Raw genomic sequence first — 23,332 nt, 5'->3', positions numbered from 1 at the left:
GCCGATGGTACTGCAGGGGGGACCCTGTGGGAGAGTAGGACACCGCCGGACACCATTCACGATGGCCACCCAGAAATGGGTGGCCATCGCTGTTTAACCACCACCTCGGATCCCCGCTGCTCACTGGAGCGCGGTGCGGGTTAGGGTGGTGCGACGGTTACGGCCGTCCTCCCCGCCCTCGGGCGGGTCAACTCCACAGAGCATCACCACGACAGGCGAGGAACGCATGGACGACTCAGGATCCGACCGCAACGACCGGGACTCCGGACGTCGTGACGAGCGGCCGCCTCGCGCCGGCGGCCCCGGCCGCTCCTCGAACGATCGCGGCGGCTCGGGCGATTCCCGCCCCCGCCGCGACGGTGATGCTCGTCCTCCCTATCGTGGCGGTGGCGACTCCCGTCCGCAGCGTGATGGTGACTCGCGTCCTCCGTACCGCGGTGGTGGCGATTCCCGTCCGCAGCGTGATGGGGACTCTCGTCCTCCGTACCGTGGTGGTGGCGATTCCCGTCCGCAGCGCGACGGGGACTCTCGTCCTCCGTACCGTGGCGGTGGCGACTCCCGTCCGCAGCGTGATGGTGACTCTCGTCCTCCGTACCGTGGTGGTGGCGATTCCCGTCCGCAGCGCGACGGGGACTCTCGTCCTCCGTACCGTGGTGGTGGCGACTCCCGTCCGCAGCGTGATGGGGACTCCCGTCCTCCTTACCGTGGCGGTGGGGATTCGCGTCCGCAGCGCGATGGTGACTCGCGTCCTCCTTACCGTGGTGGTGGGGATCCCCGTCCGCAGCGCGATGGGGACTCTCGTCCTCCTTATCGCGGTGGCGACTCTCGTCCGCAGCGTGATGGTGACTCGCGTCCTCCGTACCGCGGTGGCGGCGACTCTCGTCCGCAGCGTGACAGTGACTCTCGTCCTCCTTACCGCGGGGGTGGGGATTCCCGTCCGCAGCGCGATGGGGACTCCCGTCCTCCTTACCGTGGAGGTGGGGACTCCCGTCCGCAGCGGGACGGTGACTCGCGTCCTCCCTATCGCGGTGGCGACTCGCGTCCGCAGCGGGACGGTGACTCCCGGCCTCCCTATCGCGGTGGCGACTCTCGTCCGCAGCGGGACGGTGACTCTCGTCCTCCTTACCGTGGAGGTGGAGATTCGCGTCCGCAGCGGGATGGTGACTCCCGCCCTTCCTACCGTGGTGGTGGCGACTCTCGTCCGCAGCGTGACGGGGACTCGCGTCCGCCGTTCCGCGGTGGATCGCGCGACGGCGGAAGCCGGCCGTGGTCGGACGATCGTCGGGGCGGCGGAGACCGCCAGGGCGGCGGACGCGGACGCGAGGGCTTCGGCGGCGGACGCGGCGGCCCCCGCGAGGAGCCGGAGCTCACCGAGGAGGAGCGCGAGCGGCGCTCCCTCCAGTCGGTGCGTCCGCGCCACGACGACCCGGACCTTCCGGACGACGTGCAGGCCAAGGACCTCGACAAGGTCGCCCGCAACGAGCTGCGCACGCTCTCGAAGGACAACGCCGAATGGGTCGCCCGTCACCTGGTGATGGCCGGCCGCCTCCTCGAGGAGGACCCCGAGCTGGCGCACCGCCACGTGCTCTCGGCGGCACGCCGCGCGGGACGCATCGCCGTGGTCCGCGAGTCGCTGGCCATCTCGGCGTACGCGACGGGCGACTTCGCCCTGGCGCTGCGCGAGCTGCGGACCTTCCGTCGGATCTCCGGCTCGGACGAGCAGGTGCCACTGATGGTCGACTCCGAGCGCGGCGTCGGCCGACCCGACAAGGCGCTCGAGCTGGGACGGTCGATCGACCGCACCACGCTGAGCCCCGGCGCGCAGGTGTCGCTGGCGATCGCCATGTCCGGCGCCCGCCTCGACCTCGGGCAGGCGGAGCTCGCTCTCATGGAGCTCGAGATCCCGCAGCTGGACCCGGACCGCGCGTTCTCGTACAGCCCGGATCTCTTCGCCGCCTACGCACTCGTCCTCGAGGAGGTCGGCCGCTCCGAGGAGGCGGCCGAGTGGCAGCGTCGCGCCGACATCGCGGCGCAGGCCGTCTTCGCGGCCGAGGGCGGCGGTGACGACGAGACGATCGAGGTGATCGAGGAGGAGCACGAGTCGGCCGACGCCGCGTCCGCTCCCGATCGCGCCGAGGAAGGGACCGCGGTCGACGACGCGGACGACTACCTGGACGACGAGGAAGGCCCGACCGCCGTCGACGACGCGGACGAGGACGACGCCCGGCGGACCGTCTCCGAGGAGATCGCCGACGAAGACGACGCGGACGACGCCGACGCGAGCGCTGACGCCGACGCCGACCTCGTCGACACGGACGAGCCGACCTTCGCGGACGAGTCCCTCGAGTCCGACGATCTCGCCGAGACGGACCTGGATGAGGCTCTCGACTCGGCTGACCCGACCGCCGACGATTCGGTCGAATCCGCCGTCACCACCGAGGAGGACGCCGATGTTCCGCAGCAGCAGGACTGAGCCCACTCCGCTCGACGGCCGCGACTCCGTCTTGGCCGACCTCGACGGGGTCGTCTACAAGGGTGCCGACGCGATCCCCTTCGCGGTGGAGAGCCTCAACCGAGCGGCCGAGACGCTGCGGGTCGGCTACATCACCAACAACGCCTCCCGCACGGACGCCTCCGTCGCCGGGCACCTCTCCGAGCTGGGGCTGAGCGTCCGGCCCGAGGACGTCGTCACCTCCCCGCAGGCAGCGGTCGTGCTGCTCGCCGACCTGGTGCCGGCCGGCTCGACGATCCTCGTCGTCGGGGCGGAGGGCCTCACCTCCGAGGTCGAGCGCGCCGGGTTCACCGTGACGCGCAGCGCGGAGGACTCGCCGGCGGCGGTCATCCAGGGCTTCGCGCCCACGGTCGGCTGGGAGCAGCTGGCCGAGGCCTCGTTCGCGCTCCACACGGGGATCCCGTGGGTCGCGACGAACACCGACTGGACGATCCCCGTCGCGCGCGGCATCGCCCCGGGCAACGGGACCCTCGTCTCGGCCGTGCACACCGCGGTCGGCCGGCTCCCGGTCGTCGCGGGCAAGCCCGAGCGGGCCATCTTCGACGCGGCGACCGCGCGCTTCGGCTCGACGAACCCGCTGTTCCTCGGCGACCGGCTCGACACCGACATCGCCGGCGCGAACGGCGCAGACATGGAGAGCGCCCACGTGCTCACCGGCATCGACCGGGCCAAGCAGCTCCTCGCCGCGGAGCCCAAGCTCCGGCCGACGTACATCCTCGGCGACCTGCGCGAGCTGCACCTGCCCTACCCGGCGACGACGGTCTCGCGGAACGGCACGCACGCCGTCCGCGGCGCCAAGGTCCGCCTCGACGGCGACTCCGTGGTGATCGTGGACGTCGGCGACGACGCGACCGATCTGCTCCGGGCCGCCTGCTCGGTGATCTGGTCGTCCGGCCGCGCGATCTACGGCCTCGACGTGCCGGAGTCGCTCTACAGCTGAGCCTGCTCGGCGGGCTCCCGGCGTCCCTCGCGGCGCAGGAGCCCGTCGAGCCGGCGGGCCAGACCGACCGCGGCGATCGCGATCAGCGCGGCGTACGAGAAGGTCGCGGCGAAGACCCCGGTCCCGGCCCCGATCAGGCCGGTGACCGCCGCCGCGAGGAGGCCCGTCAGCGCGAGGGAGACCGAGGCGCCGGTCGAGTCGGCGATCTGCAGGGCCGAGCTGTTGAAGCCCTCCCGGCCCGGAGCGGAGAGCGCGAGCGTCATCGTCCCCATCCGCGGGAACATCGTGCCCATGCCGCCGCCGGCCAGGAACCAGCCCACGCCCGCGACGATCGGGCTGAGGGCGAGCACCGTGACGAGCAGCACGACTCCGATGCCGGCGAGCACGAGCGACGTGCCGAGCCGCATCGCTCCGCCGTGGCTGAGGCGGGTACCCGGGCGTCCCTGGATGTTCGAGCCGAGAGCCCAGGAGACGGCGCCCGCCGTGAGCATGGCGCCCGAGAGCCAGGGCGGCAGGCCGTACTGCTCCGAGAGCAGCAGCGGCAGGTAGACCTCGGTGCCGAAGAACGCCGCGGCGACGAGGGCGCGGAGGAGGATCACCGACGGCAGGACGCCCCGGGCGCGCAGCGTGCCCGCGGGCAGGAGCGCGCGAACCGCCACGACTACGACCACCACGGCGGCCGCGGCCAGGAGCCCGGCGAGGTCGGGCGCGAGCTCGGCGCTCGTGCTCAGCACGACGACTCCGGCCGAGACGACCACGGCGCGGGCGATGCGGCCCACTGCCCGGCGATCGAAGGGGAGGCGCTCGCGCGGCTCGAGCGAGCGGAGCGTCGGCGCGATCGCGGCGCTCGCGAGGGCCACCAGGGCGACGACTCCGAAGAAGACCCAGTGCCAGCTGGCGAGCTCGGCGACGACTCCGGCCACCAGCGGCCCCACCAGCGACGGCACGACCCAGGCCGCGGCGAAGGCGCCGAAGATCCTCGGATGCAGCTGGCTCGGGTAGACCCGCGCGACGAGCACGTAGAGGGTGACGGTGATCCCTCCGCTGCCCAGCCCCTGCAGCAGGCGGGCCGCCACGAAGACCGGCATCGCCTGCGCGGCGCCCGCGGCGACGAGACCCAGGGTGAAGAGCAGGATCGCGACCACGAGCGACGGCGTCGGGCCGCGGCGGTCGGCGGAGGAGCCGGCCGCGACCATCCCGACCACGGCGGCGGCGAGCGTCGCCGCGAAGGCCAGGGGGTAGAGGGCGCGGCCGTCGAGATCGGCGCTGACGATCGGCATGATCGTCGTCACGGCGAGCGACTCGAACGCGCAGAGGAAGACGAGGCTCGTCGTTCCGATGGTCGTCAGGAGGAGGGGAGCCGAGGTGATGCCGCGGCGATCACGAGAACGCACCTGCTCAACAGTACGCCGAGCGCACGGCCGGTCAGCGGTAGACGGCCCAGTCGTCCTTCGCGAGCACCGTCGGGGTGCCCTCGATCTCGACCAGCCAGCCGCGGTCGTCGCGCTCGAGGTAGCGCCCCTGCACGATCTCGGGGGCCCAGCCGCCGTCGCGGGAGGAGATCCAGCGGACGAAGCGGACGGTGCCTCCGCGCCGGAACAGTGTGCCGTTGTGGTCGCTCATGCGGGGATCTTCTTCACGGAGAGGTCGTCGGGCGACGAGGTTTCGGGGAGGAGGTGGAGGCCGAGGCGGCCGTTCGAGGCGTTCGAGAGCTCGCGCAGCCAGTGCGGGTTCAGCTCGATCGCGGCGGTGCCGTCGTACTCGTAGCGGGTGGGGATGCCGGGGTGGAGCCACAGTTCGGACCGGCGGCCCTCGGCGTCCTCGATCGTCAGGAGGAAGCCCTCGCCGCGGCGGAACCGCGAGGTGATCACGGTCTGGAGGTGGGCCAGGGCGCGGTCCTCGAAGGAGTGCGAGCTGGCGGGTGCGCCGTAGAGCAGTCGTCCCATCGCGCGCACCTCCTCACCGTCGGCGGCGCACGGAAGGCGTGCCGCACCGTCGACACTAGGTATTGCTAAGTCGGTTGACTAACAGTCTCGGCGCCGACTGCGCTTTCGGGACACACGCCGTCCGATCGCCGGAGAAGTGGTTCGATGGGGGCAGCGAGTTCCCGTCCGGGGCGCCTGCCGCTCGGAAGGTGCACCTCGATGGACGCTCGGCCAGACCTGTTCGCTCTGCTCACGCGATTGCGCACGGCGGAGCGCGACTACGACGGCCGCGTGGAGCGCCGCCTGGGCATCGGCGCCACGGATCTCGCGGCCCTGCGGCTGATCGGGGTCGGGGAGCGGCGCGACGAGATCGTCCGCGCCGTCGACCTGTCCGCGGCCCTGTCGATCACGACGGCGGCCGTCTCCCTCCTCGTCGACCGCCTCGCCCGCGCCGGCTACGTGGACCGCACTCCCGACCCGTCCGACGGCCGCGGCCGCATCCTCTGCCTGACGGAGCGCGCGCAGAAGGCCATCGTCGGCACCGACGACCCGACCTACGAGCAGATCCGCGCGATGGTCGCGAAGGTGCCCGAATCGGAGGCCGCGACCGTCGCGGTGCTGCTCGACGGCCTCAGCCGCATCCTCGAGGGGCAGCCGCCGCCCGAGCTCGTCGACTGATCAGCGCTGCAGCGTGGCGCTCGGCGACTCGCCGAATCGCTCCGCGTAGGCCGCGCTGAAGCGGCCCGCGTTCCCGAAGCCCCAGTGCCGGGCGACGGCGGCGACCGTCGTCCCGAGGGGCGGACTCACGGCGAGCTCCTCCCGGGCGCGGTCGAGCCGCACCAGGCGCAGGTAGGCGATCGGGCGCATCCCGAGCACCCGCTGGAACGCGGACTGCAGGCCCCGGACGGTCAGGCCCGACGCCGCCGCCATCTCGGCGGGGCCGATCGGCTCGCTGCAGTGGGCGTGCACGTACTCGACGGCCGTGCGGATCCGTGCGTTCCGGGGGGCGAGGAGCTCGGGCGGGACCGGAGCGGACTCCGGAGGGTAGAGGTCGAGCAGCGCGGAGGCCGTGGCGCGGGTGAGCTCGTCCCAGAGCAGCGGCTCGACGCGCTCGCTGCGCAGCGCGCGGGCGGAGTCGGCGACGGCGGTGCGCCAGCGGCGGATCGCCGCGGCGTCGGGGCGGTGCTCGGAGTCGAAGACGAGGGAGCCGACGAGGCCGCGCTCGGCGGCGACCCGGTCGACCACTCCCCGGTCGAGGTGCACCAGGCGCTGGTCGAAGTCGACGTAGTCGAAGGCGAACGGCCGGCCGACGGGGAAGAGGACGGGACGGTTCTCCTCCATCGCGATCGAGGCGCGGCCGACGTCGATCCGGCCGGAGCCGCCCACGATCCACTGCACGACGACGTCGTCCGAGTCGCCCACGCCGCCCGCGAGGCGCCCGGACATCCGCGAGGTGCGGAGGGTCATCCCGCCGTCGCCGATGGCCGCGTAGCGGTAGCTGAAGTCTGCAGCGGTGGTGGCGGCGCGCCACTCGTCGCCGTTGTAGAGCCGCGCGAGGCTGTGCCGCGCCTCGTCCGGATCCTCGCCGCGGGCCTCCAGCCGGACGCGAGGGTGGTGATCGTCCACAGGTCGTTCCGGTGCCTCAGCGCGTGAGGCGCTCGATGAGCTCGCGGTAGCGCGCGGCCGTGCGCTCGACGATCTCGGACGGGAGGGTCGGCGGGAGGCCCTGGCCGTCCCAGTTGTCGGAGAGCCAGTCGCGCACGATCTGCTTGTCGAACGAGCGGCCGCGGATGCCGGCGTCGTAGTCGTCGGCGTCCCAGTAGCGGGAGGAGTCGCTCGTGAGGACCTCGTCGCCGAGGGTGACGACTCCGGTCCCGCGGTCGATTCCGAACTCGAACTTCGTGTCGGCCAGCAGCACGCCGCGGGCCAGGGCGATGGTGGACGCCTCGCGGAAGACGGCGAGCGAGAGGGTGCGCAGCGCCTCCGCGGCCTCCTCCCCGACGATCTCGACCGTGCGCTCGAAGGTGATGTTCTCGTCGTGCTCGCCCTGCGGGGCCTTCCACGCGGGGGTGTAGATCGGCTCGGGGAGAGCGTCGCCGTCCTGGAGGCCCTCGGGGAGCGGGACGCCGCAGACGGAGCCCGTCTCCCGGTACTCCTTCCAGCCGCTGCCGGAGAGGTAGCCGCGCACGACGCACTCGATCGGGAACATGTCGAGCGTCTTCACCAGCATCGACCGGCCGCGGACCGCCTCGGGGATCGCGCCCGGGATCAGGTGGTTGGGGACGTCGGAGAGCTGCGCGAACCACCAGAGGGAGAGCGTGGTCAGCAGCTCGCCCTTGCCGGGGATCCCGGGCTCGAGGACGGCGTCGTACGCGCTGACCCGGTCGCTGGCGACGACGAGCATGCGGTCGGCGCCGAGCACGGGGTCGGCGTCGTCGGGGGTGTAGAGGTCGCGCACCTTGCCGGAGTAGGCGTGCTGCCAGCCGGGCAGCGGCGCCGTGGTGTCGAAGGACAGGGAGTCGTCGCGGGTCACCGCACCATTCTCCCCGATCCGGGGGGCTCCGCGGCTCCTGAAGACCTCCTGTGTCCTGGCGGATCGGGGCTGTCAAGCACGCGCGGCCGCCGATCCCGCGCGCCTAGCGTCGAGACATGACTTCGCAGAACGACCAGACTCCGCAGAACGACCAGTACACGTTCCAAGACCCGACCGCGATGTTCGCCGACATCGACACGGAGGCCCAGTACCAGGAGGGCTCCGGCCTCGACTCGAAGATGGACGACCCCGCCGACCGCGGCGAGTCGACCTACCGCGGCTCCGGCCGCCTGACCGGGCGCAGGGCGCTCGTCACCGGAGGCGACTCGGGCATCGGCGCGGCCGTCGCCATCGCCTACGCCCGCGAGGGCGCCGACGTCGCGATCGTCTACCTCCCCGAGGAGGAGTCGGACGCGAAGAAGGTCGTCGCGCTGATCGAGGAGGCCGGCCGCACCGCCGTCGCCATCCCCGGTGACATCACCGACCACGACTTCGCGGTGGGCGCCGTCGCGAAGGCCGTCGAGGGCCTGGGTGGACTCGACATCCTCGTCAACAACGCGGGCAAGCAGCAGCACGTCGAGGACTTCCTCGAGCTCTCGGACGAGCAGTTCGACGAGACCTTCAAGACCAACGTCTACGCGATGTTCTGGATGACGAAGGCGGCCGTGCCGCACCTCGCCCCGGGCTCCGCGATCATCAGCACCTCGTCGATCCAGGCCTACCAGCCGTCGCCGATGCTGGTCGACTACGCCAGCACGAAGGCCACGATCAACACGTTCTCGAAGGCGCTCGCGCAGCAGCTCGCGCCCAAGGGGATCCGCGTGAACGTCGTCGCCCCGGGCCCGATCTGGACGCCGCTGCAGACCGCGGGCGGCCAGCCGTCCGACAAGCTGCCCGAGGTCGGCTCGCAGACGCCGCTCGGACGCTGGGGTCAGCCGGCCGAGCTCGCTCCCGCCTACGTGTTCCTCGCCTCCCCGGAGTCGAGCTACGTCGTCGGCGAGACGCTGCACGTCAACGGCGGCATGCCCACGCCGTAACACTCGGCGCTCACGGCGGGCCCGGTCACGGAGCGGAGGAACCTCTTCCGCGCCGTGGCGGGGCCCGCCGTTTTGGTTGTCGTAACAATCGACTGCTGTGCAGGTTCGTGCGCGAGAGTCGGTGCATGACCGATTCCCTGCCGATCCTCGACCTGTCCCGCCTCGACCGGGGGGAGGCGGAGGCCGCCGCCTTCCGCCGCGACCTCCGGGAGACCACGCACGACGTGGGCTTCTTCTACCTCGTCGGCCACGGCGTGCCCCAGGACCTCCTCGACGACGTCGTCGCCGTCTCCCGCCGCTTCTTCGACCTGCCGGAGGAGGAGAAGCTCGCGATCGAGAACACCCTCAGCCCGCAGTTCCGCGGCTACACCCGCTTCGGCGCCGAGCTCACCAACGGCGACGTCGACTACCGCGAGCAGGTCGACATCGGCATCGACCGACCGGCCGTTCCCGCCGGGCCCGGCGTCGCCGACTACGAGCGCCTCGAGGGGCCGAACCTCTGGCCCGAGGCGCTGCCGGAGTTCCGCGAGGTCTTCGAGCGCTGGCACGCGGAGCTCGCCGCGGTCGCGATCCGGCTGCTGCGCACCTGGGCCGTCGCGCTCGACGCCCCGGAGGACGTGTTCGACGAGGCGTTCGCCGAGCGGCCGTTCTCGCTGGTGAAGGTCGTCCGCTACCCGGGCACCTCCGACCCGGAGCCCAAGCAGGGCGTGGGCGCGCACCGCGACGGCGGCGTGCTGACGCTGCTGCTGGTCGAGCCCGGCAAGGGCGGCCTGCAGGTCGAGCACGACGGCTCGTGGATCGAGGCACCCGCGATGGAGGGCGCGTTCGTCGTCAACATCGGCGAGATGCTGGAGCTCGCCACGGGCGGCTACCTCAAGGCCACGCTGCACCGCGTGATCTCGCCGCTGATCGGAACGGACCGGATCTCGATCCCGTTCTTCTTCAATCCCGCGCTCTCGGCCACCATGCCCTCGCTCCCGCTGCCCGAGGAGCTCAAGTCCGGCCTCTCGGTCGACCCGACGAACGCGCCGATCCTCGAGACCTACGGCGAGAACGCGCTGCGCTACCGGCTCCGGGCCCACCCGAACGTGGCGGCCGCCCACCACGCGGACCTGCTCGCTCCCACAGTCTGACCCGGGAACGACGAAGGGCCCCCTTCCGCGCGAGCGCAGGAGGGGGCCCTTCGTCGTCAGTGCGTCAGCAGCGCGTGGCGGCCACGGGGACCGTCGCGGTGAACGCGGGCTGGCCGGTCGCCGATCCGGTCACCGTCACCGTGCCGGCCGGCATCGAGGCCAGGCGGGTGGTGAAGGCGGCGGAGGCGGACGAGCCGGGAGCGACCGCGGTGAACGACTTCGAGCCGTAGGCCGAGGTGATCGTGACGTCCGCGGCAGCGGTATCGGTGTTCTTCACGGTCGCGGTGAGCACGATCTTGCCGGCGACGCAGCGCGTGGCGACCGCGGGGACGAGCTCGAGGGTGTCCAGCGGGACGACGGCCGAGACCGACGTGCGCACCAGCTTGTCCGCGTACCCGGTGTAGGAGGCCGTGACGCCGGTCACGTCCGCCGGGACCGAGACGCTCGCCGAGCCGCCGGAGAGCGGGACGGTCGAGGTCCACGAGCCGCCGGTGAAGGTGACCGAGCCGACGACGTCGCCCTTGTCGGCCGCCGCGACCGTCGCCGTGACCGTGCGGCCGTCGGCGGTGAGGGTCGTGGTGGAGTCGACGGCGGTGACGCCGGTCCAGTTCTTCATGGCGGTGAGGACCGTCTGCGGGACGCTCACGAACGCACCGTGCCGCGGGCTGGCCGGGAGGCCGGCGCGGCTCTTGGGCGAGACGTTCCAGTCGGCCGACTGCGAGAGGCGGTTCGTCTGCGAGCTGCCGGCGATGGCCGCTCCGGAGGTGAGGAAGGCCTTGTAGCCGCCGTCGCCGTAGTTGTCGACGAGGAACGCGTAGCCGTCGCCCGTGCCGGTGGTGTCGTTCGGGTCGCCCGCGTTCAGCTTGATGATCTCGGGTCCCTCACCGGCCTGGCCGGTCTCGAGCGAGGTCATCCGGGTGTCGGTGAGCTGCCAGGTGGTGTTCGGGTCGGCACTCCAGTTCGAGGAGGTCGTCCCGGCGGTCAGGACCTTCGACTTCTCGAGGAAGATGTCCTTTCCGGCCTCGAGGGTGCCGGCGGCGCCGCCCTCCTCGTTCTTGGTGAAGCGGTAGTAGTAGTCGCCGATCTTCGTGATCGTCGAGTCGATCCGCGCGTAGCCGGTGTCCTGCCAGGTGGCGGGAGGAGCGGTGAAGGTGCGGAAGTCGCGGGTGATCACGGAGAAGACGCGGGAGTAGAGCTTGTCGTTGTTGGTCTTCGTCGCGTCGGAGTAGAGGCGCGAGGAGAAGAACACGACGTAGGACTGCAGGGCGTCGTCCCAGTACGCCTCGGGCGCCCAGGTCATTCCGGCGGCCGGCTGGTTCACCGTGATGCCGGTGTCGGCGCCGTTGGTGCGGGTCCACTGCACCAGGTCGGTCGACTCCCAGACCTCGATCTTCAGGCTGCCCTTGGACTGGGCGTCGCCCCAGCCGGTGCCGCAGGAGATGCAGAGGTCGGTGGCGACCATGTAGTACTTGTCGCCGTTGTGCGAGCGGAGGATGAACGGGTCGCGCAGGCCCTTCGTGTCGGTCGTCGAGGTGATGACCGCCTTCCCGCCGTTGACCGGCGAGAAGGTGAAGAAGTCGTTGCCCGAGGTCGCGGCCTGGTAGATCTTCTCGTCGCCGTCCGACTTGAAGTACGCCGAGGCGTAGCCCGCGTCGGGAGCGGTGCGGCCGAGCTCGGCGACCGTCAGCGTGAAGGCGCGCGTCTCGGTGACGCCGTTGAGGGTGGCCGTCGCGGTGAGGGTGACGGTCCTGTCTCCGGAGCCGTAGGCCGGCCGGGTGACGACGCCGCCGCCGCGGTAGGGGTCGGCCGCGCCGACCGCCGGAGCCGCGTAGGAGGTGTTCGTCGGCGTGACGAGGGCCGGGTCCGAGGAGGTCCAGGTGATGTCGGTGCCGTTCCGGGCGCCCTTCACCGCGAGGGGGAGGTTCTCGGTGGTGCGCGTGGCGAGCTTCAGCGCGTCGAGGTCGTCGTTGATGCTCGGGGCGAGCACGACCACCTCGAAGGCGATCGTCGCGCCCTGGGCGGTGGTCGCCGTCAGGGTGACCGGGGTGTTCTGCGCGATCGAGCGCGAGACGACGCCGGTGGCCGAGACGACCGCGCTGTTCGAGGAGGTCCAGGTGAGCGGGACGCCGCTGCTGGAGGCGGGCAGCGTCAGGTTCGAGGAGACCTGGGTCAGCGACGGGTTGCCGGCCAGCAGGACGGGCTGGATGTCCGAGCGCAGCAGGGCGGAGGTCGCGGACGCCTTCGCCGCGGCGGTCGGCATGCTCGAGGCGACCTGCTCGGCGGTGAGGGAGGTGTCCCAGAACTTCACGTCGGTGACGTCGGCGGTCACGAGTGCGTCGCCGGAGTAGAGCGAGCGGCCGAGGTAGCCGAGAGTGGACCCGGTCGGCACGATGCTCGCCATCGACTTCGTGGTGTTCGCCGTCGAGATCTGCGTGCCGTCGCGGTAGAGGGTCAGCACGGTGCTCGACCCCGTGCCGGTGCCGACGAGCGTGAGGGTCGTGAATCCGGGGTTCAGCGTGCCGCCGAACGGCATGCGGGTCTCGCCGTTGCTGGTGGGCTCCTTGACGCGGATGCCCGCGAGGACCTGTCCGCTGGGCGAGCCGTCGGGGTTGCGCGGGTTCACGAAGACGTGGTTGCCGAGCTGCGTGGTGTTCCACGGGCCGACGCCGTCGCCGATGACCCAGCCGAACTGGTTGGCGGTGGTCTGCGTCTTCACCGTGTACTCGACGGCGAAGGCGTTGTCGGCTCCGGTGACCAGGCCCTGGGGGAGGCTCGCGTAGCCGTCGTTCTTGAACCGGGCGACCTGGTCGCCGCCGGCGTTCGCGAAGGACGCGTCGGTGAGGCCGGTCAGTGTGGCGTTGCGTCCGTTGCCCGAGATGTCGAGCAGGGCCGAGCCGGCGTGCGACATGTCGTAGTGCGCGGTGGGCGCCGGGACGTCGACGGCCTGCGCCGAGACGGGGACGAGAGCGCCGGTGAGGGCGACGCTCGTGCAGGCGAGAGCGGAGAGGAAGAGGGATCGCACGCGGCGCCGAGGCGCGGCGGCAGGGGGCTCCGGGGAGCGTCGTCTCATCGTCGAGACCTTTCCTTCAGGGGAGGGATGCGTCGAGCCGAGGGGACCGACGCGTGTGTTCACGTTAACATGTGAGCCGCCTCAGAGCCATGGGGGAATTGCTCCGCCGTCGGGAGCGAACCATGCGACAGGGGCGCGCCTCGGCGCAAGACCTGCACCCGCGAGCGCCCGGGGCGTAGCGTGAGCGCACCGCATCCTGGCCCCCGGTGACGGAACCATGCCCATCCGCCTGCCTTGCGAGGAATTGACCATGACGACGCTCTTCCACACCGGTGGCTCCCTCTCCCTCGACGACGCGACCGCCGACGCCGTCGTCCGCTACTCGCTCGCGCTCGCGCAGCAGCATCGGATGAGCACGGTCAGCGTCGCCGACGACTCGGCCCCCTCCTCCGTCGTGACGCTCACCGTCGGGCTCGGCGTCCCCCTGGTGGTCGCGGGCAGCGGCAGCGCAGCGGCGGAGTCGAGCGACGAGATCCTCGAGCGCCTCGACGCGCTCGACGGCGCCGGCGGTCCGGTGCCCGCCTCGGACGTCGACCCCCGCGCGACGTGGGAGCTCGAGAACGAGTACTGAGCTCCGAGCCGCGGCGCCGCCGGCGCGGATCCGCCCCGCTCCTGCTCCGCTGGCGCGGAGCGTCAGCGCCGGTAGTCGCGGATGATCTCCTGGGCGAGCGTCGTGATCGGGGTCGACGTCGCTCGCGCGCGGACCCGCAGCACCTCGAAGGCCTGCTCGACCGTGGTGCGGTGGGCGTAGGCGAGTATCCCCTTCGCCTGCTCGATCAGCACCCGGCTGTCGAGCGCGTGCTGCAGCTGCTCCTGGGTGACCGTGCTCTGCTGGAGCGCGCGCTGGTGCAGGATCCCGATCGTCGCGACGTCGGCGAACGCCTGCACGACCGCGATGTCGTCCGGATCGAGCCGGCCGGGCCGGGCCTGGAAGAGGTTGAGGGAGCCGATCGTCGTCCCCGCCGAGCGCATCGGCACGCAGTGCGCCGAGAGGACGTCGAGCTCGACCGCCAGCGTCCGGAACTCCGCCCACTCCTCGCCCACGGCGCGGGCGTCCTCGACGATCACCGGCCGCCCGGTCTCGAAGCACTGGATGCACGGGCCCGACCCGCTGTCGAGCTGGAGCAGCTCGATCAGCCGGGTGTCCTCGTCCGTGGAGGCGAGCACCTCGAGGGAGCCGGAGGAGTCGGCGAGGACGAGCCCCGCCGAGACGGCGTCGAAGAGGGTCGCGCTGCTCTCCACGAGGGTCTGCGTGAAGTCGACGACGTCGTAGTCGTCGACCAGCGTGTCGGAGAGGGCGACGAACGTCTGGATGACGCTGCGCTCGCGGGAGTTCGTCACCATGTGTCGTCCTGGGCGGTGAGAGGGCGGTCGGGGAACCCGTCGTGCCGGGCCACGATGCCGGAGGCGACATCGACGACGGAGCGCTGCTGGGCGAAGGCGTGGGCGCGCAGCAGCAGCTGCGCCTCCTCGGCCGTGCTGCCGTAGCGCGCGATGATCATGCCGGTCGCCTGGTGCACCACGCGTCGCGAGCGCGGATTCGTGCTCTCCTCGACCTCGTTGTCGCGCAGCACCGCGGCAAGCACCAGCAGCGCCGTCGCGGTGGTCGAGGCGCTGATCCGGCCGAGGAGGGAGTCGCTGAGCGACGTGGGGCGGCGGGAGTAGAGGTCGACCGCGCCGATCGAGAGCCCCGCGATCGAGAGCGGGAAGGCGAAGACCGCGCGCACCGCCGTGGGGCCGATCGCCTCGGTGAAGAGCGGCCAGCGCTCCTCCGCGCCGGTGTCCGGCACCGAGACGGGGCCGGCAGCGCGGATCGCCTCCCAGCACGGGCCCTCGCCGAGGTCGATCTGGATCTCGTCCAGCCGGCTCGCGGTGCTGTCGCTCGCGGCGACGGTCTCGCCGCCGAAGGGGCTGCCGAGCGTGGAGATCGCGACGCCGTCGATCGGATACCCGCGCAGATACGGGTCGCAGAGAGCGTCGGAGTCGGTCACCGCGCCCATTTCAGCCGTCGGCTCCGCTCGGAGCGACGCTCCGCCGGACCGGCGGGGACCACGACGCGGTGACGCGCGGGAGCCCGCCTGGCTGCGCTGCCCGGGCGCACGAGGCGACGGCCCGTGAAGCGGCTCGTCGGGCGCGGACGGTGCGCGGTGCGGGGCGACGGGAGCCGGAGGACGGCGGCCTGCACGGCGACGGAGCGGCTCAGGCCGGGGTCGATCGAGCCGGGACGCTCGAGGGCGGCGATGAGGTCGTCGAGGACGGCGAAGGCGGGATCTGTCATCACGGCTCCTGGCCGGGTGTCCGCGGCCGTTGTTCTGTGCGCCGGGGCGCGGGCGGTGTCGATCGGGTGTCGCCGTGCGGGGTCCGCGCACGACGTCGACGAGGTCCTGCCCGACGGTACGGGGCGCGGATCGACCGGACGACGTGGTTGACCTCCCCGAGGTCCGCCGCTACTCGTACTCTGCGTTGAGCTTGTCGAAGTCGTTCGTGATGATCGACAGCGGGGTGTACGGCGTGATGAGGAGGAGCGCCGGGTTCGCGCGCCCCTCGCCGTAGTTGACGGTCAGCCACTGCGGGGTCGGGGAGGCCAGGGCGGCCTCGACCTCGGCGCGGAACTCCTCGAGGCTCCTGTTGTTGACGGTGTAGGCGGTGCCGTTGTAGATCAGGTCGATGCGCTTCACAGCTGGTCGCCCTTCGCCGGGGGACGCACCGGTTCGGCGGGTTCCGAGATCACGTACAGCCCGCCCGCGGAGTTCGCGAGGTCGGTGAGCGCGGAGATCCAGGCGGGGTTGATGCGGGGCATCCGGCCGCCGAAGTACTTGTAGCGGAGCGCGTGGGAGGGGTGGATCCAGATCGCGCTGCGGCCGTCGCCCATGCTGTGATCGTCGCGCCAGCTGAGCAGGAACGACTCGTTGCGGCGCAGCTTCGCGGTGATGACGATCTGCAGGTGCGCGAGCACGCGGTCCTCGAAGTCGATCTCGACGGTCCCGTCGTAGTGCAGCTTCCCCATCGGCGTCTCCAGCCCCTGATCTCCAGCCGGCAGGCGCCCGCCGTTGCCACCACCCTTCCGCAGACCGGAGGGATCCGACAACCGGGGTTTGCCATCCTCTGCTCGATCTGTCCAGGTCTTCCGTCAGCGGCGGTCCTCTGTCAACCTCCTCCCTCCACGCAGCCGGCGCTGCCGAGCATGGACGGCATGAAGCACATCCTCTTCGCCGACAAGACGATCCTCGTGGGGGACGAGGCGGCCGACGCGCTCGTCGAGTACGCCGTCGCCCTCGCCGCGAAAGGCGCGGCCGACACCGTCGAGTACACGGGGATCGGCGCGGACGGCGGGACGGTCGACGCCACTTTCCTCGTGAACGCCGCGGCCGCCCTCATCGTCGAGACCACGCCGAGCGACCTGCCCGAGCCGGACAACGCGGCGGAGGTGGCACGGCTGCGCGAGCGGATCGACGCGCTCACCGGCGAGCATCCCGTGCAGCCCGGCGACGGCGAGCTGACCAGTGGTGCCGACTACGAGGACTCCTACGAGCAGTGAGTGGTTCCCCGTGGTGCGGACCCGGATGCGACCGGCGTCCGCTACCACTGCGAGGCTCCGCAGTGAACCCCCTGATCGGCTGAGGGGAGGCGGACGTACCGTGGCCCTGCGGGTCGCCGACGACACGATCACCGGTCGACCGCTACGGGCACGGCCGCGGGTCGGCCGGGGAGGACGGACACCATGACCGGAGACCATCCCTTCTGGGTGCGCCTCGCGCGCAAGGAGCCGCAGTGCGCCATCGTGCGCGGCCGGGTCTTCGAGATCGGCGCCCCCGACGAGCGGGACGGGGCCTTCCTCCTCACGGTCTGGGAGAAGGGGCGGCCCGTCGGGCACGTCCTGAACGTGGATCCGCCCGCCTACAAGCCGTGCGGACCGGGGCTCCCGGTCGAGCCGCAGCGGGTCGACGGGGTCGAGGAGCTGCTCGAGCTCCTGGTGCCCCAGCGCACCCGGCTCGCGGCGCACGGCTGACGCCGCTCCCGTCCGCGGGGGCCGCCCGAGTCCTGTGCACCGGGAGCGGGGCGAGCGCTGAGCACCCGCTGACGGACGCCCGGGACGGGGGAGTCGTGCGGCCGGGCGGCGGCTGGCATCCTGACCTCGGTGCGACGAGCGCGCCCGCGAGGGGGAGCCCGATGAGCACCGCCGAGGACGTCGACGACGGGACCGCCGACTTCGGGTACCGCCCTTCGCTCACCCGCGGGATCGGCCGCTTCGGCAGCTTCGCCGCGGGCGTGAGCTACATCTCGATCCTGACCGGCACGTTCCAGCTCTTCTCCTTCGGCTTCGCTCTCGGCGGTCCCGCCTACTGGTGGTCCTGGCCGATCGTGTTCGCCGGGCAGCTCATGGTGGCCCTGTGCTTCGCCGAGCTCGCCGCCCGCTACCCGGTCGCCGGCTCCGTCTACAACTGGAGCAAGCGCCTCGCCGGGCCGACGGTGAGCTGGATGGCGGGCTGGCTGATGGCCACCGCGTCCGTGGTCACGCTCGCGGCCGTCGTGCTGGCGTACCAGGCGACGCTCCCGCAGATCTGGAGCGGGTTCCAGCTCGGCGGCTCCGCGGGGGTGAGCGCGGTGGTCTGGGGAGGACTGCTGATCGCGTTCACCACCGCGGTCAACGCGCGCGGCGTGCGGCTGATGGCCCGGATCAACAGCGTCGGCGTGCTGATCGAGCTCGTCGCGGCGGTGCTGCTGGTGGCGGTGCTCGCGGTGAACGTGGTGCATCCGCCGACCGTGCTGCTCGACACCAGCGGCTACGGCGGGAGCACGCCGGGCGGGTACGCCGGCGCGTTCCTCATCGCCGCGATCGCGTCGGCGTACGTGATGTACGGGTTCGACACCGCGGGCTCGCTCGGCGAGGAGACGGTCGATCCGCGCCGGACCGCGCCGACGGCGATCCTGCGGGCGGTGACCGCCTCCTTCGTCCTCGGCGGCCTCATCCTGCTGCTGGGGATCCTCTCGGCGCCCGACCTCGCCGACCCGGCGCTCGGGCAGGCGTCGGGCGGGCTGCAGCGGATCGTGCTGCAGGTGCTCGGCGGCCCCCTCGGATCGGTCCTCCTGCTCTGCGTGGTCGTCGCGATCACGGTGTGCGCGCTGGCGGTGCACACGGCGGCCATCCGACTGATCTTCGCGATGGCCCGCGACAACGCCCTGCCTGGCAGCCGCGTGCTCGCCCGCGTCGACCCGCAGCGCGGGACACCGGTGGCGCCGGCGCTGGTCGTGGGGGTGCTCGCGGTGCTGATCCTGGTCGTGAACATCGGGACGCCGGCGATCTTCACGGCCGTGACGAGCGTGGCGGTCATCCTGATCTACCTCGCCTACCTGCTGGTGACGGTGCCGCTGCTGATCGCCCGGCTCCGCGGCCGGTGGCCCGCAGCCGCGCCCGGGCGCTTCTCGCTCGGCCGCGCGGGCCTGCCGGTGAACGTCGTCGCGGTGCTCTGGGGCGCGGCGATGACGGTCGACCTCGCGTGGCCGCGCGTCGAGGTCTACGGGGAGGAGCTGCGCTGGAGCGCGGTCGTCGTGGTCGCCGCGGTCGTCGGGATCGGCCTGGCCTGGTTCCTCCTCCGCGGCCGGCACCGCCTCGGCACCCTGCCCGCGCACGCGCTCCCCTCGCCGCCGCCGCAGGGCTGAGCCGGAAGGCTCGTTCTCGAGGGGGGAGGACGGGCGTGCCCGGGCGACTCGGCGGCGGCACCGGGAGGAGGATGGGGGAGCGGGTGCTCGGCCGAGCGCCGCGGGGAGGAGCGCGCGTGCGGAACCGCCTGGCGACTCCGTCCCTGCTCGTGCACGCCGTGCTCATCCAGGCCGTCGCGTTCCTGCTCCGGCCGGCCGCCGTCTACCAGGCGATCCGGCTCGACGTGCCGGCCTGGGCGCTCGGGGCGCTCGGCGCCTCGTTCGCGCTGGTGCCGCTGCTGATCGCGCTGCCGGTGGGCGGGCTGGTCGACCGGGTCGGCGCCCGGGCCGTGATGGCCGTCGGCTCGCTCGTCGCGGTGGGAGCGGCCGCGGTGCTGCTCCTGGCGGGCGGGAGCGTCGCGGGGCTGCTCCTCGGCATCGCCCTGCTCGGCGCGGGGCACCTGGGCTGCGTGGTCGGGCAGCAGACCGTCGTCGCTGGCGGCACCGGAGGGACGCGGCTCGACAGCCGCTTCGGCTACTACACGTTCGCCGCGTCGCTCGGGCAGGCGATCGGGCCCGCATTCATCCCGGTGCTCGCGGGCGGCTCGGTGCGGCCCGACCCGGCGCCGCTGTTCCTCGTGGGCGGGATCCTCGCGGTGCTGCTGCTGGTCTCGACGGCGGGGATCCGCAGCCCGTCCCCGCGCGGACCCGCGGCGGAAGGGGCGGCGGCTCCGGGCTCGACGCTCGGTCTCCTCCGGGTGCCGGGCCTCGCGCGCGCCCTGCTGACCAGCGCGACCGTCGTCGCCGCCGTCGACCTGACCGTCGTCTACCTCCCCGCCCTCGGCGCCGAGCGCGGGCTCCCGGCCGGCGTCGTCGGGGCCCTGCTCACCGTGCGCGCGCTCGCGTCGATGGCCTCGCGGCTCCTCCTCGGCGCGGCCACCGCCCGGCTCGGGCGCACCCGGGTGATGGTGGGCGGCATCCTGATCTCGGCGCTCTGCCTGGTGCTGGTCGCCCTGCCCGCGCCGACCGTGCTCCTCTTCGTCGCGGTCGCCGCCCTCGGCCTGGGCCTCGGGATCGGCCAGCCCATCACGATGTCCTGGCTGATCGAGCGGACCCCCGCCGACCGCCACGGCCGCGCCCTCGCGCTGCGCCTGGCCGGGAACCGCCTCGGGCTGATCGCCCTGCCCAGCCTCCTCGGCGTCCTCGCGGCGGCGGCCGGAGCGGGCGGCGTCCTCATCGGCACCGGTGCCGCGGTCGGCGCGACCCTCCTCCTGCTGCGCGGGGTGCGCCTGGACTGAGGTGCCCGGGGCCGCAGCGGATCGGCGGCGCGAGCGGCGATGCCGGGCCTCGCAGTCGGAAGACCGGAGGGTCAGCTGCCCGGCTCCTCCACGCGGACGTCCTCGGCGGCCTTGTCGGCGCGCCAGCCGCGCCAGACCGGCTGGCGGAGGGTGCCGGAGGCGGTGCGCTCGCGGTAGCGGACCTCGCCGACCAGGACGGGCGACACCCAGTGCACGCCGCGCGACTCGAGCGGAGGGACGGAGACGGCGGGCTCCTCGGTGGCGTGCTCGGCCAGGCGGTCGACCAGTCCGCGGCGCTCGCGGTCGCTGAAGCCGGTGCCCACACGGCCGGAGTACGCGAGCCCGTCCTCGCCGGGGATCGCGGTCAGCAGCGCCCCGACCGACCCCTGCAGGCCGCCCTCGCCCTCGCGCCAGCCCACGATCACGACCTCCTGCAGCCGGTGGTGGGTGAGCTTGATCCAGTCGCGCGAGCGGCTGCCCTCCTGGTAGCGCGAGTCGCGGCGCTTGGCGACCACGCCCTCGAGGCCGAGGGTGCGGCTGGTGGCCATCGCCTCCTCCAGGTCGCCGTCGAACACGGACGGGACGTGCACGCGCTCGTTCTCGGCGACGAGCTCGACCAGTGCCGAGCGACGGGTGTCGTAGTCGCTCCCGGTCAGGTCGTCTCCTGCGCGCTCGAGCAGGTCGAAGACCATCAGGTGCACCGGAGTGGACCGGGCGGCCGCCTCGATCTCGCGCGGCTTCGTCAGCCCGCCGCGGGTCTGCAGGGCGCCGAAGTCGGGGCGCCCGCGAGCGTCGAGGGCGACGATCTCGCCGTCGAGCACGGCGTCGGCGGCGGCCTCGGCGAGCGGGGCGAGCAGGTCGGGGAACGCCGCGGTCAGGTCGTTGCCGTTGCGGCTCGTGAGGGTCGCGGTGCCGCCCTGCACCCGCACGAGAGCGCGGTAGCCGTCCCACTTCATCTCGATCGCGGCCCCGGGGTCCACGTCGCCGCGGCGTCCGGCCGTGGCGAGCATGGGGCGGTGGCGGCGCGGAGCGGAGTCCTCGGCCGGGCGGTCGGCGGAGGGTGCGGGGCGGGGAGCGGGCGACGCGGCGGACGCGGCCGCCCGGCCCCGTCGCTGCGTCCCGTGCCCGTGAGCGGGACCCGGCGCCATCAGGTGCAGGAGCCAGTTCTTCTCGGCGCCCTCCCTCGAGCCCGTGTGCAGCAGGGCGTAGCGACGGGGCTCGCCGCCGAGCCCGCCGTCGGGGCGGCCGGTCAGCACCGCGATCACCTCCTTCCCCTCGCGCCACTTCTCGAGCGCGTAGGTGCCCTCGTCCCAGATGCGCACCTCGCCGCCGCCGTACTCGCCGGCCGGGATCGTGCCCTCGAAGGTCGCGTACTCGAGGGGGTGGTCCTCGGTCTGCACCGCGAGCCGGTTCGGGTCGCCCTCCAGCGGCGGGCCCTTCGGCACCGCCCAGCTGACCAGGACGCCGTCGTGCTCGAGCCGGAAGTCGTAGTGCAGGCGCCGCGCGTGGTGCTCCTGGATGACGAAGGAGTCGCCCGAGGAGGAGCCCGCGGACCCCGCCTCGGGCACCGGCTCCGGCGTCCTCGACGCGTCGCGCATGCTGCGGTAGGTCGCCAGGCGGTCGGAGGAGGCGTCCGTCGCGGCGAAGCCCGCCATCCGCTCCGGGGTCGGCTCGAGCCCGGCACCCCGGGCGGCGAGCAGCGGGCGGAGGAGGTCGCCGTCGCTCCGCAGCCGCTCCACCACCTCGTCGGGCGACAGGTGGCGCAGGTCCTCGGCGCCCAGCTCCTCCCACGTCCGGGGCGCGGCGACGGCGGGCCGGAGGCGCCCGCGGAGGGAGTAGGGGGCGATGGTCGTCTTCGCCGCGCTGTTCTGGCTCCAGTCGACGAGGACCTTGCCCTCGCGCAGGGTCTTCTTCATGTCCGAGACGACGAGGTCGCGGTGGTCCGACTCGAGAGCGCGCGCCAGCTCGTGCGCGACCGCCGAGATCTGGTCGCTGGAGGCGGAGGCGTCCAGCGGGCAGTAGAGGTGGATCCCCTTGCTCCCGCTGGTCACCGGCAGCGGAGCCAGCCCCATCCCCTCCAACAGGTCGCGGGCGAGGAACGCGACCTCGGCGCACTCTGCGAGGCCCGCCCCCTCGCCCGGGTCGAGGTCGAGCACGAGACGGTCGGGCGGACGGCGCTCGCTGTCGGAGCCCACCCGCCACTGGGGGACGTGCAGCTCGAGCGCCGCCTGCTGCGCCAGCCAGGTGAGCCCGGCGACGTCGTCGACCAGCGGGTACTCGACGTCGCGCGACGAGTGCGCGAGCCGGGTCCGGCTCAGCCAGTAGGGGGCGGAGGAGGGGAGGTTCTTCTCGAAGAAGACCTCGCCCGGATGCTCGGCGGTGCCCACTCCGTCGACCCAGCGCTTCCGGGTGACCGGGCGGCGCGCGAGATGCGGCAGCATCGCGGAGGCGACGGAGGCGTAGTAGGAGAGCACGTCGGCCTTGGTGAAGCCCGTCTCCGGGTAGACGACCTTGTCGAGGTTCGTCAGCCGCAGCCTCCGCCCGCCGACCGAGACGATCTGCTGCGAGGCGGCCATCCCCCCATGGTGGAGGCAGGCGCGCGCCGAGGGAACCCCGGACCGTCGCGGGAACCCGCAGCGAGCCGCCTCCACGACTCGGGGTTCCCTCGGCGGCGGGGAGTAGCGTCGACGCACCACGTCCGAAGGAGCCCTCCGTGCCCGACACGATCGCCGACATCCCCCTCACCACGATCGACGGCACCACGTCGACCCTCGCCGACTACCCGCCCGTGCGGCTGATCGTCAACGTCGCCTCCCGCTGCGGCCTCGCCCCGCAGTACGAGAAGCTCGAGGCCCTGCAGAAGAGCTACGGGGAGCGCGGATTCACGGTCCTCGGCTTCCCGAGCAACCAGTTCCTCCAGGAGCTGAGCGACGAGGACAAGATCAAGGCGTACTGCTCGACGACCTGGGGGGTCACCTTCCCGATGTTCGAGAAGGTCCGCGTCAACGGCCGCTCGGCGCACCCGCTCTACGCGGAGCTCACCAAGGCGGAGGACGAGAACGGCAAGGCCGGCCGGGTGAAGTGGAACTTCGAGAAGTTCCTGATCACGGCCGACGGCACGGTCCACCGGTTCCGCCCGACGGTCGAGCCCGACGACCCGCGGATCGTCGACCTGATCGAGGCGTCGCTCCCCGCCTGATCCCGCTCAGCGGCGGGCGCGGGGCGGAGCACCCCGCCCGTCGCG

The 23,332-nt window shown here is 72.7% G+C and carries 24 protein-coding genes; 11 read left to right on the top strand and 13 right to left on the bottom strand.

Annotated features, from left to right (window positions below; all coding sequences use genetic code 11):
• Nucleotides 1-235: 235 nt before the first annotated feature.
• Nucleotides 236-1,420 carry a hypothetical protein gene (locus C5D50_RS16290; RefSeq protein ID WP_146086868.1) on the bottom strand — a complete coding sequence of 395 codons (1,185 nt, stop codon included), beginning with the start codon at nucleotides 1,418-1,420 and terminating at the stop codon, nucleotides 236-238.
• Here C5D50_RS16290 and C5D50_RS02985 point away from each other — a divergent pair.
• Both C5D50_RS02985 and C5D50_RS02980 read left to right on the top strand, forming a co-directional pair.
• The gene (locus C5D50_RS02985; RefSeq protein WP_258069543.1) at nucleotides 1,406-2,473 is read left to right on the top strand and encodes a hypothetical protein; all 1,068 of its coding nucleotides are present in this window, start codon (nucleotides 1,406-1,408) and stop codon (nucleotides 2,471-2,473) included. The two genes, C5D50_RS16290 and C5D50_RS02985, sit on opposite strands and share 15 nt — an antisense overlap.
• On the top strand, nucleotides 2,451-3,452 hold the full coding sequence (locus C5D50_RS02980; RefSeq protein WP_104282671.1) for an HAD-IIA family hydrolase: 1,002 nt from the start codon (nucleotides 2,451-2,453) through the stop codon (nucleotides 3,450-3,452). The genes C5D50_RS02985 and C5D50_RS02980 overlap by 23 nt, the downstream gene beginning before the upstream one ends.
• Here the strand turns inward: C5D50_RS02980 and C5D50_RS02975 are convergent.
• Genes C5D50_RS02975 through C5D50_RS02965 form a run of 3 tightly spaced genes read right to left on the bottom strand, consistent with a single transcriptional unit; the run spans nucleotide 3,443 to nucleotide 5,398 of the window.
• A complete protein-coding gene (locus C5D50_RS02975; RefSeq protein ID WP_258069542.1) occupies nucleotides 3,443-4,846 on the bottom strand; it encodes an MFS transporter in 1,404 nt (467 codons plus the stop codon). The genes C5D50_RS02980 and C5D50_RS02975 overlap by 10 nt on opposite strands.
• Before the next feature lie 31 nt (nucleotides 4,847-4,877).
• Entirely contained in the window at nucleotides 4,878-5,075 is a 198-nt protein-coding gene (locus C5D50_RS02970) for a hypothetical protein (RefSeq protein WP_068256013.1), read from the bottom strand.
• Nucleotides 5,072-5,398, bottom strand: coding sequence for a hypothetical protein (locus C5D50_RS02965; protein WP_104223794.1), 327 nt, complete (start codon nucleotides 5,396-5,398; stop codon nucleotides 5,072-5,074). Before C5D50_RS02965 ends, C5D50_RS02970 begins: the two co-directional genes overlap by 4 nt.
• A gap of 198 nt (nucleotides 5,399-5,596) precedes the next feature.
• Here C5D50_RS02965 and C5D50_RS02960 point away from each other — a divergent pair, with 198 nt between their 5' ends.
• Nucleotides 5,597-6,055 carry a MarR family winged helix-turn-helix transcriptional regulator gene (locus tag C5D50_RS02960; protein ID WP_159940166.1) on the top strand — a complete coding sequence of 153 codons (459 nt, stop codon included), beginning with the start codon at nucleotides 5,597-5,599 and terminating at the stop codon, nucleotides 6,053-6,055.
• On the opposite strand, the gene C5D50_RS02955 is transcribed toward C5D50_RS02960, so the two are convergent.
• Nucleotides 6,056-7,003 (bottom strand): helix-turn-helix domain-containing protein, encoded by a 948-nt coding sequence (locus C5D50_RS02955; RefSeq protein WP_104233810.1) that lies wholly within the window; start codon nucleotides 7,001-7,003, stop codon nucleotides 6,056-6,058.
• A gap of 16 nt (nucleotides 7,004-7,019) precedes the next feature.
• A complete protein-coding gene (locus C5D50_RS02950; protein ID WP_258069541.1) occupies nucleotides 7,020-7,910 on the bottom strand; it encodes a phosphoribosylaminoimidazolesuccinocarboxamide synthase in 891 nt (296 codons plus the stop codon).
• A gap of 116 nt (nucleotides 7,911-8,026) precedes the next feature.
• Between C5D50_RS02950 and C5D50_RS02945 the strand changes: the two genes are divergently transcribed.
• Both C5D50_RS02945 and C5D50_RS02940 read left to right on the top strand, forming a co-directional pair.
• A complete protein-coding gene (locus C5D50_RS02945; RefSeq protein ID WP_104233811.1) occupies nucleotides 8,027-8,947 on the top strand; it encodes a glucose 1-dehydrogenase in 921 nt (306 codons plus the stop codon).
• 125 nt (nucleotides 8,948-9,072) lie between these two features.
• Nucleotides 9,073-10,080, top strand: a complete 1,008-nt coding sequence (locus C5D50_RS02940) for an isopenicillin N synthase family oxygenase (protein WP_104233812.1) — start codon at nucleotides 9,073-9,075, stop codon at nucleotides 10,078-10,080.
• A gap of 64 nt (nucleotides 10,081-10,144) precedes the next feature.
• Here C5D50_RS02940 and C5D50_RS02935 read toward each other — a convergent pair whose 3' ends face one another.
• On the bottom strand, nucleotides 10,145-13,102 hold the full coding sequence (locus C5D50_RS02935) for an immunoglobulin-like domain-containing protein (protein ID WP_258069540.1): 2,958 nt from the start codon (nucleotides 13,100-13,102) through the stop codon (nucleotides 10,145-10,147).
• Between the two features lie 298 nt (nucleotides 13,103-13,400).
• Between C5D50_RS02935 and C5D50_RS02930 the strand changes: the two genes are divergently transcribed.
• Nucleotides 13,401-13,721 (top strand): hypothetical protein, encoded by a 321-nt coding sequence (locus C5D50_RS02930; protein WP_104282669.1) that lies wholly within the window; start codon nucleotides 13,401-13,403, stop codon nucleotides 13,719-13,721.
• Nucleotides 13,722-13,783: 62 nt separating this feature from the next.
• On the opposite strand, the gene C5D50_RS02925 is transcribed toward C5D50_RS02930, so the two are convergent.
• The 5 genes from C5D50_RS02925 to C5D50_RS02905 all read right to left on the bottom strand — a co-directional run bounded on the left by C5D50_RS02925 (nucleotide 13,784) and on the right by C5D50_RS02905 (nucleotide 16,157).
• The gene (locus C5D50_RS02925) at nucleotides 13,784-14,494 is read right to left on the bottom strand and encodes a GAF and ANTAR domain-containing protein (RefSeq protein ID WP_104260835.1); all 711 of its coding nucleotides are present in this window, start codon (nucleotides 14,492-14,494) and stop codon (nucleotides 13,784-13,786) included.
• Nucleotides 14,488-15,150 carry a GAF and ANTAR domain-containing protein gene (locus C5D50_RS02920; RefSeq protein WP_104223787.1) on the bottom strand — a complete coding sequence of 221 codons (663 nt, stop codon included), beginning with the start codon at nucleotides 15,148-15,150 and terminating at the stop codon, nucleotides 14,488-14,490. Before C5D50_RS02920 ends, C5D50_RS02925 begins: the two co-directional genes overlap by 7 nt.
• Entirely contained in the window at nucleotides 15,138-15,428 is a 291-nt protein-coding gene (locus C5D50_RS02915; protein ID WP_104282667.1) for a hypothetical protein, read from the bottom strand. Before C5D50_RS02915 ends, C5D50_RS02920 begins: the two co-directional genes overlap by 13 nt.
• Nucleotides 15,429-15,597: 169 nt before the next feature.
• Entirely contained in the window at nucleotides 15,598-15,828 is a 231-nt protein-coding gene (locus C5D50_RS02910; RefSeq protein ID WP_104282666.1) for a hypothetical protein, read from the bottom strand.
• Nucleotides 15,825-16,157, bottom strand: a complete 333-nt coding sequence (locus tag C5D50_RS02905) for an ATP-dependent DNA ligase (protein WP_104223784.1) — start codon at nucleotides 16,155-16,157, stop codon at nucleotides 15,825-15,827. The genes C5D50_RS02910 and C5D50_RS02905 overlap by 4 nt, the downstream gene beginning before the upstream one ends.
• 186 nt (nucleotides 16,158-16,343) lie before the next feature.
• Here C5D50_RS02905 and C5D50_RS02900 point away from each other — a divergent pair, with 186 nt between their 5' ends.
• From C5D50_RS02900 to C5D50_RS02885, 4 genes are all read left to right on the top strand, one after another.
• Nucleotides 16,344-16,688, top strand: coding sequence for a hypothetical protein (locus C5D50_RS02900; RefSeq protein WP_104226802.1), 345 nt, complete (start codon nucleotides 16,344-16,346; stop codon nucleotides 16,686-16,688).
• Between the two features lie 183 nt (nucleotides 16,689-16,871).
• Nucleotides 16,872-17,159 (top strand): hypothetical protein, encoded by a 288-nt coding sequence (locus tag C5D50_RS02895; RefSeq protein WP_104282665.1) that lies wholly within the window; start codon nucleotides 16,872-16,874, stop codon nucleotides 17,157-17,159.
• Between the two features lie 161 nt (nucleotides 17,160-17,320).
• Nucleotides 17,321-18,811 (top strand): APC family permease, encoded by a 1,491-nt coding sequence (locus C5D50_RS02890; protein ID WP_104282664.1) that lies wholly within the window; start codon nucleotides 17,321-17,323, stop codon nucleotides 18,809-18,811.
• A 116-nt stretch (nucleotides 18,812-18,927) separates the two neighbouring features.
• Complete coding sequence (locus C5D50_RS02885; RefSeq protein ID WP_258069539.1) at nucleotides 18,928-20,088, top strand: MFS transporter; 1,161 nt, start codon at nucleotides 18,928-18,930, stop codon at nucleotides 20,086-20,088.
• A gap of 71 nt (nucleotides 20,089-20,159) precedes the next feature.
• Here the strand turns inward: C5D50_RS02885 and C5D50_RS02880 are convergent, their stop codons facing one another.
• On the bottom strand, nucleotides 20,160-22,664 hold the full coding sequence (locus C5D50_RS02880) for an ATP-dependent DNA ligase (RefSeq protein ID WP_104282662.1): 2,505 nt from the start codon (nucleotides 22,662-22,664) through the stop codon (nucleotides 20,160-20,162).
• Between the two features lie 137 nt (nucleotides 22,665-22,801).
• On the opposite strand from C5D50_RS02880, the gene C5D50_RS02875 reads away from it, so the two are divergent.
• A complete protein-coding gene (locus C5D50_RS02875) occupies nucleotides 22,802-23,287 on the top strand; it encodes a glutathione peroxidase (RefSeq protein WP_244229546.1) in 486 nt (161 codons plus the stop codon).
• Nucleotides 23,288-23,332: the final 45 nt, after the last annotated feature.

It is taken from the genome of Rathayibacter sp. RFBD1, assembly GCF_002932915.1.
In the GTDB taxonomy this organism is placed as follows: domain Bacteria; phylum Actinomycetota; class Actinomycetes; order Actinomycetales; family Microbacteriaceae; genus Rathayibacter.
This window is presented reverse-complemented; position numbering and strand designations above follow the sequence as displayed.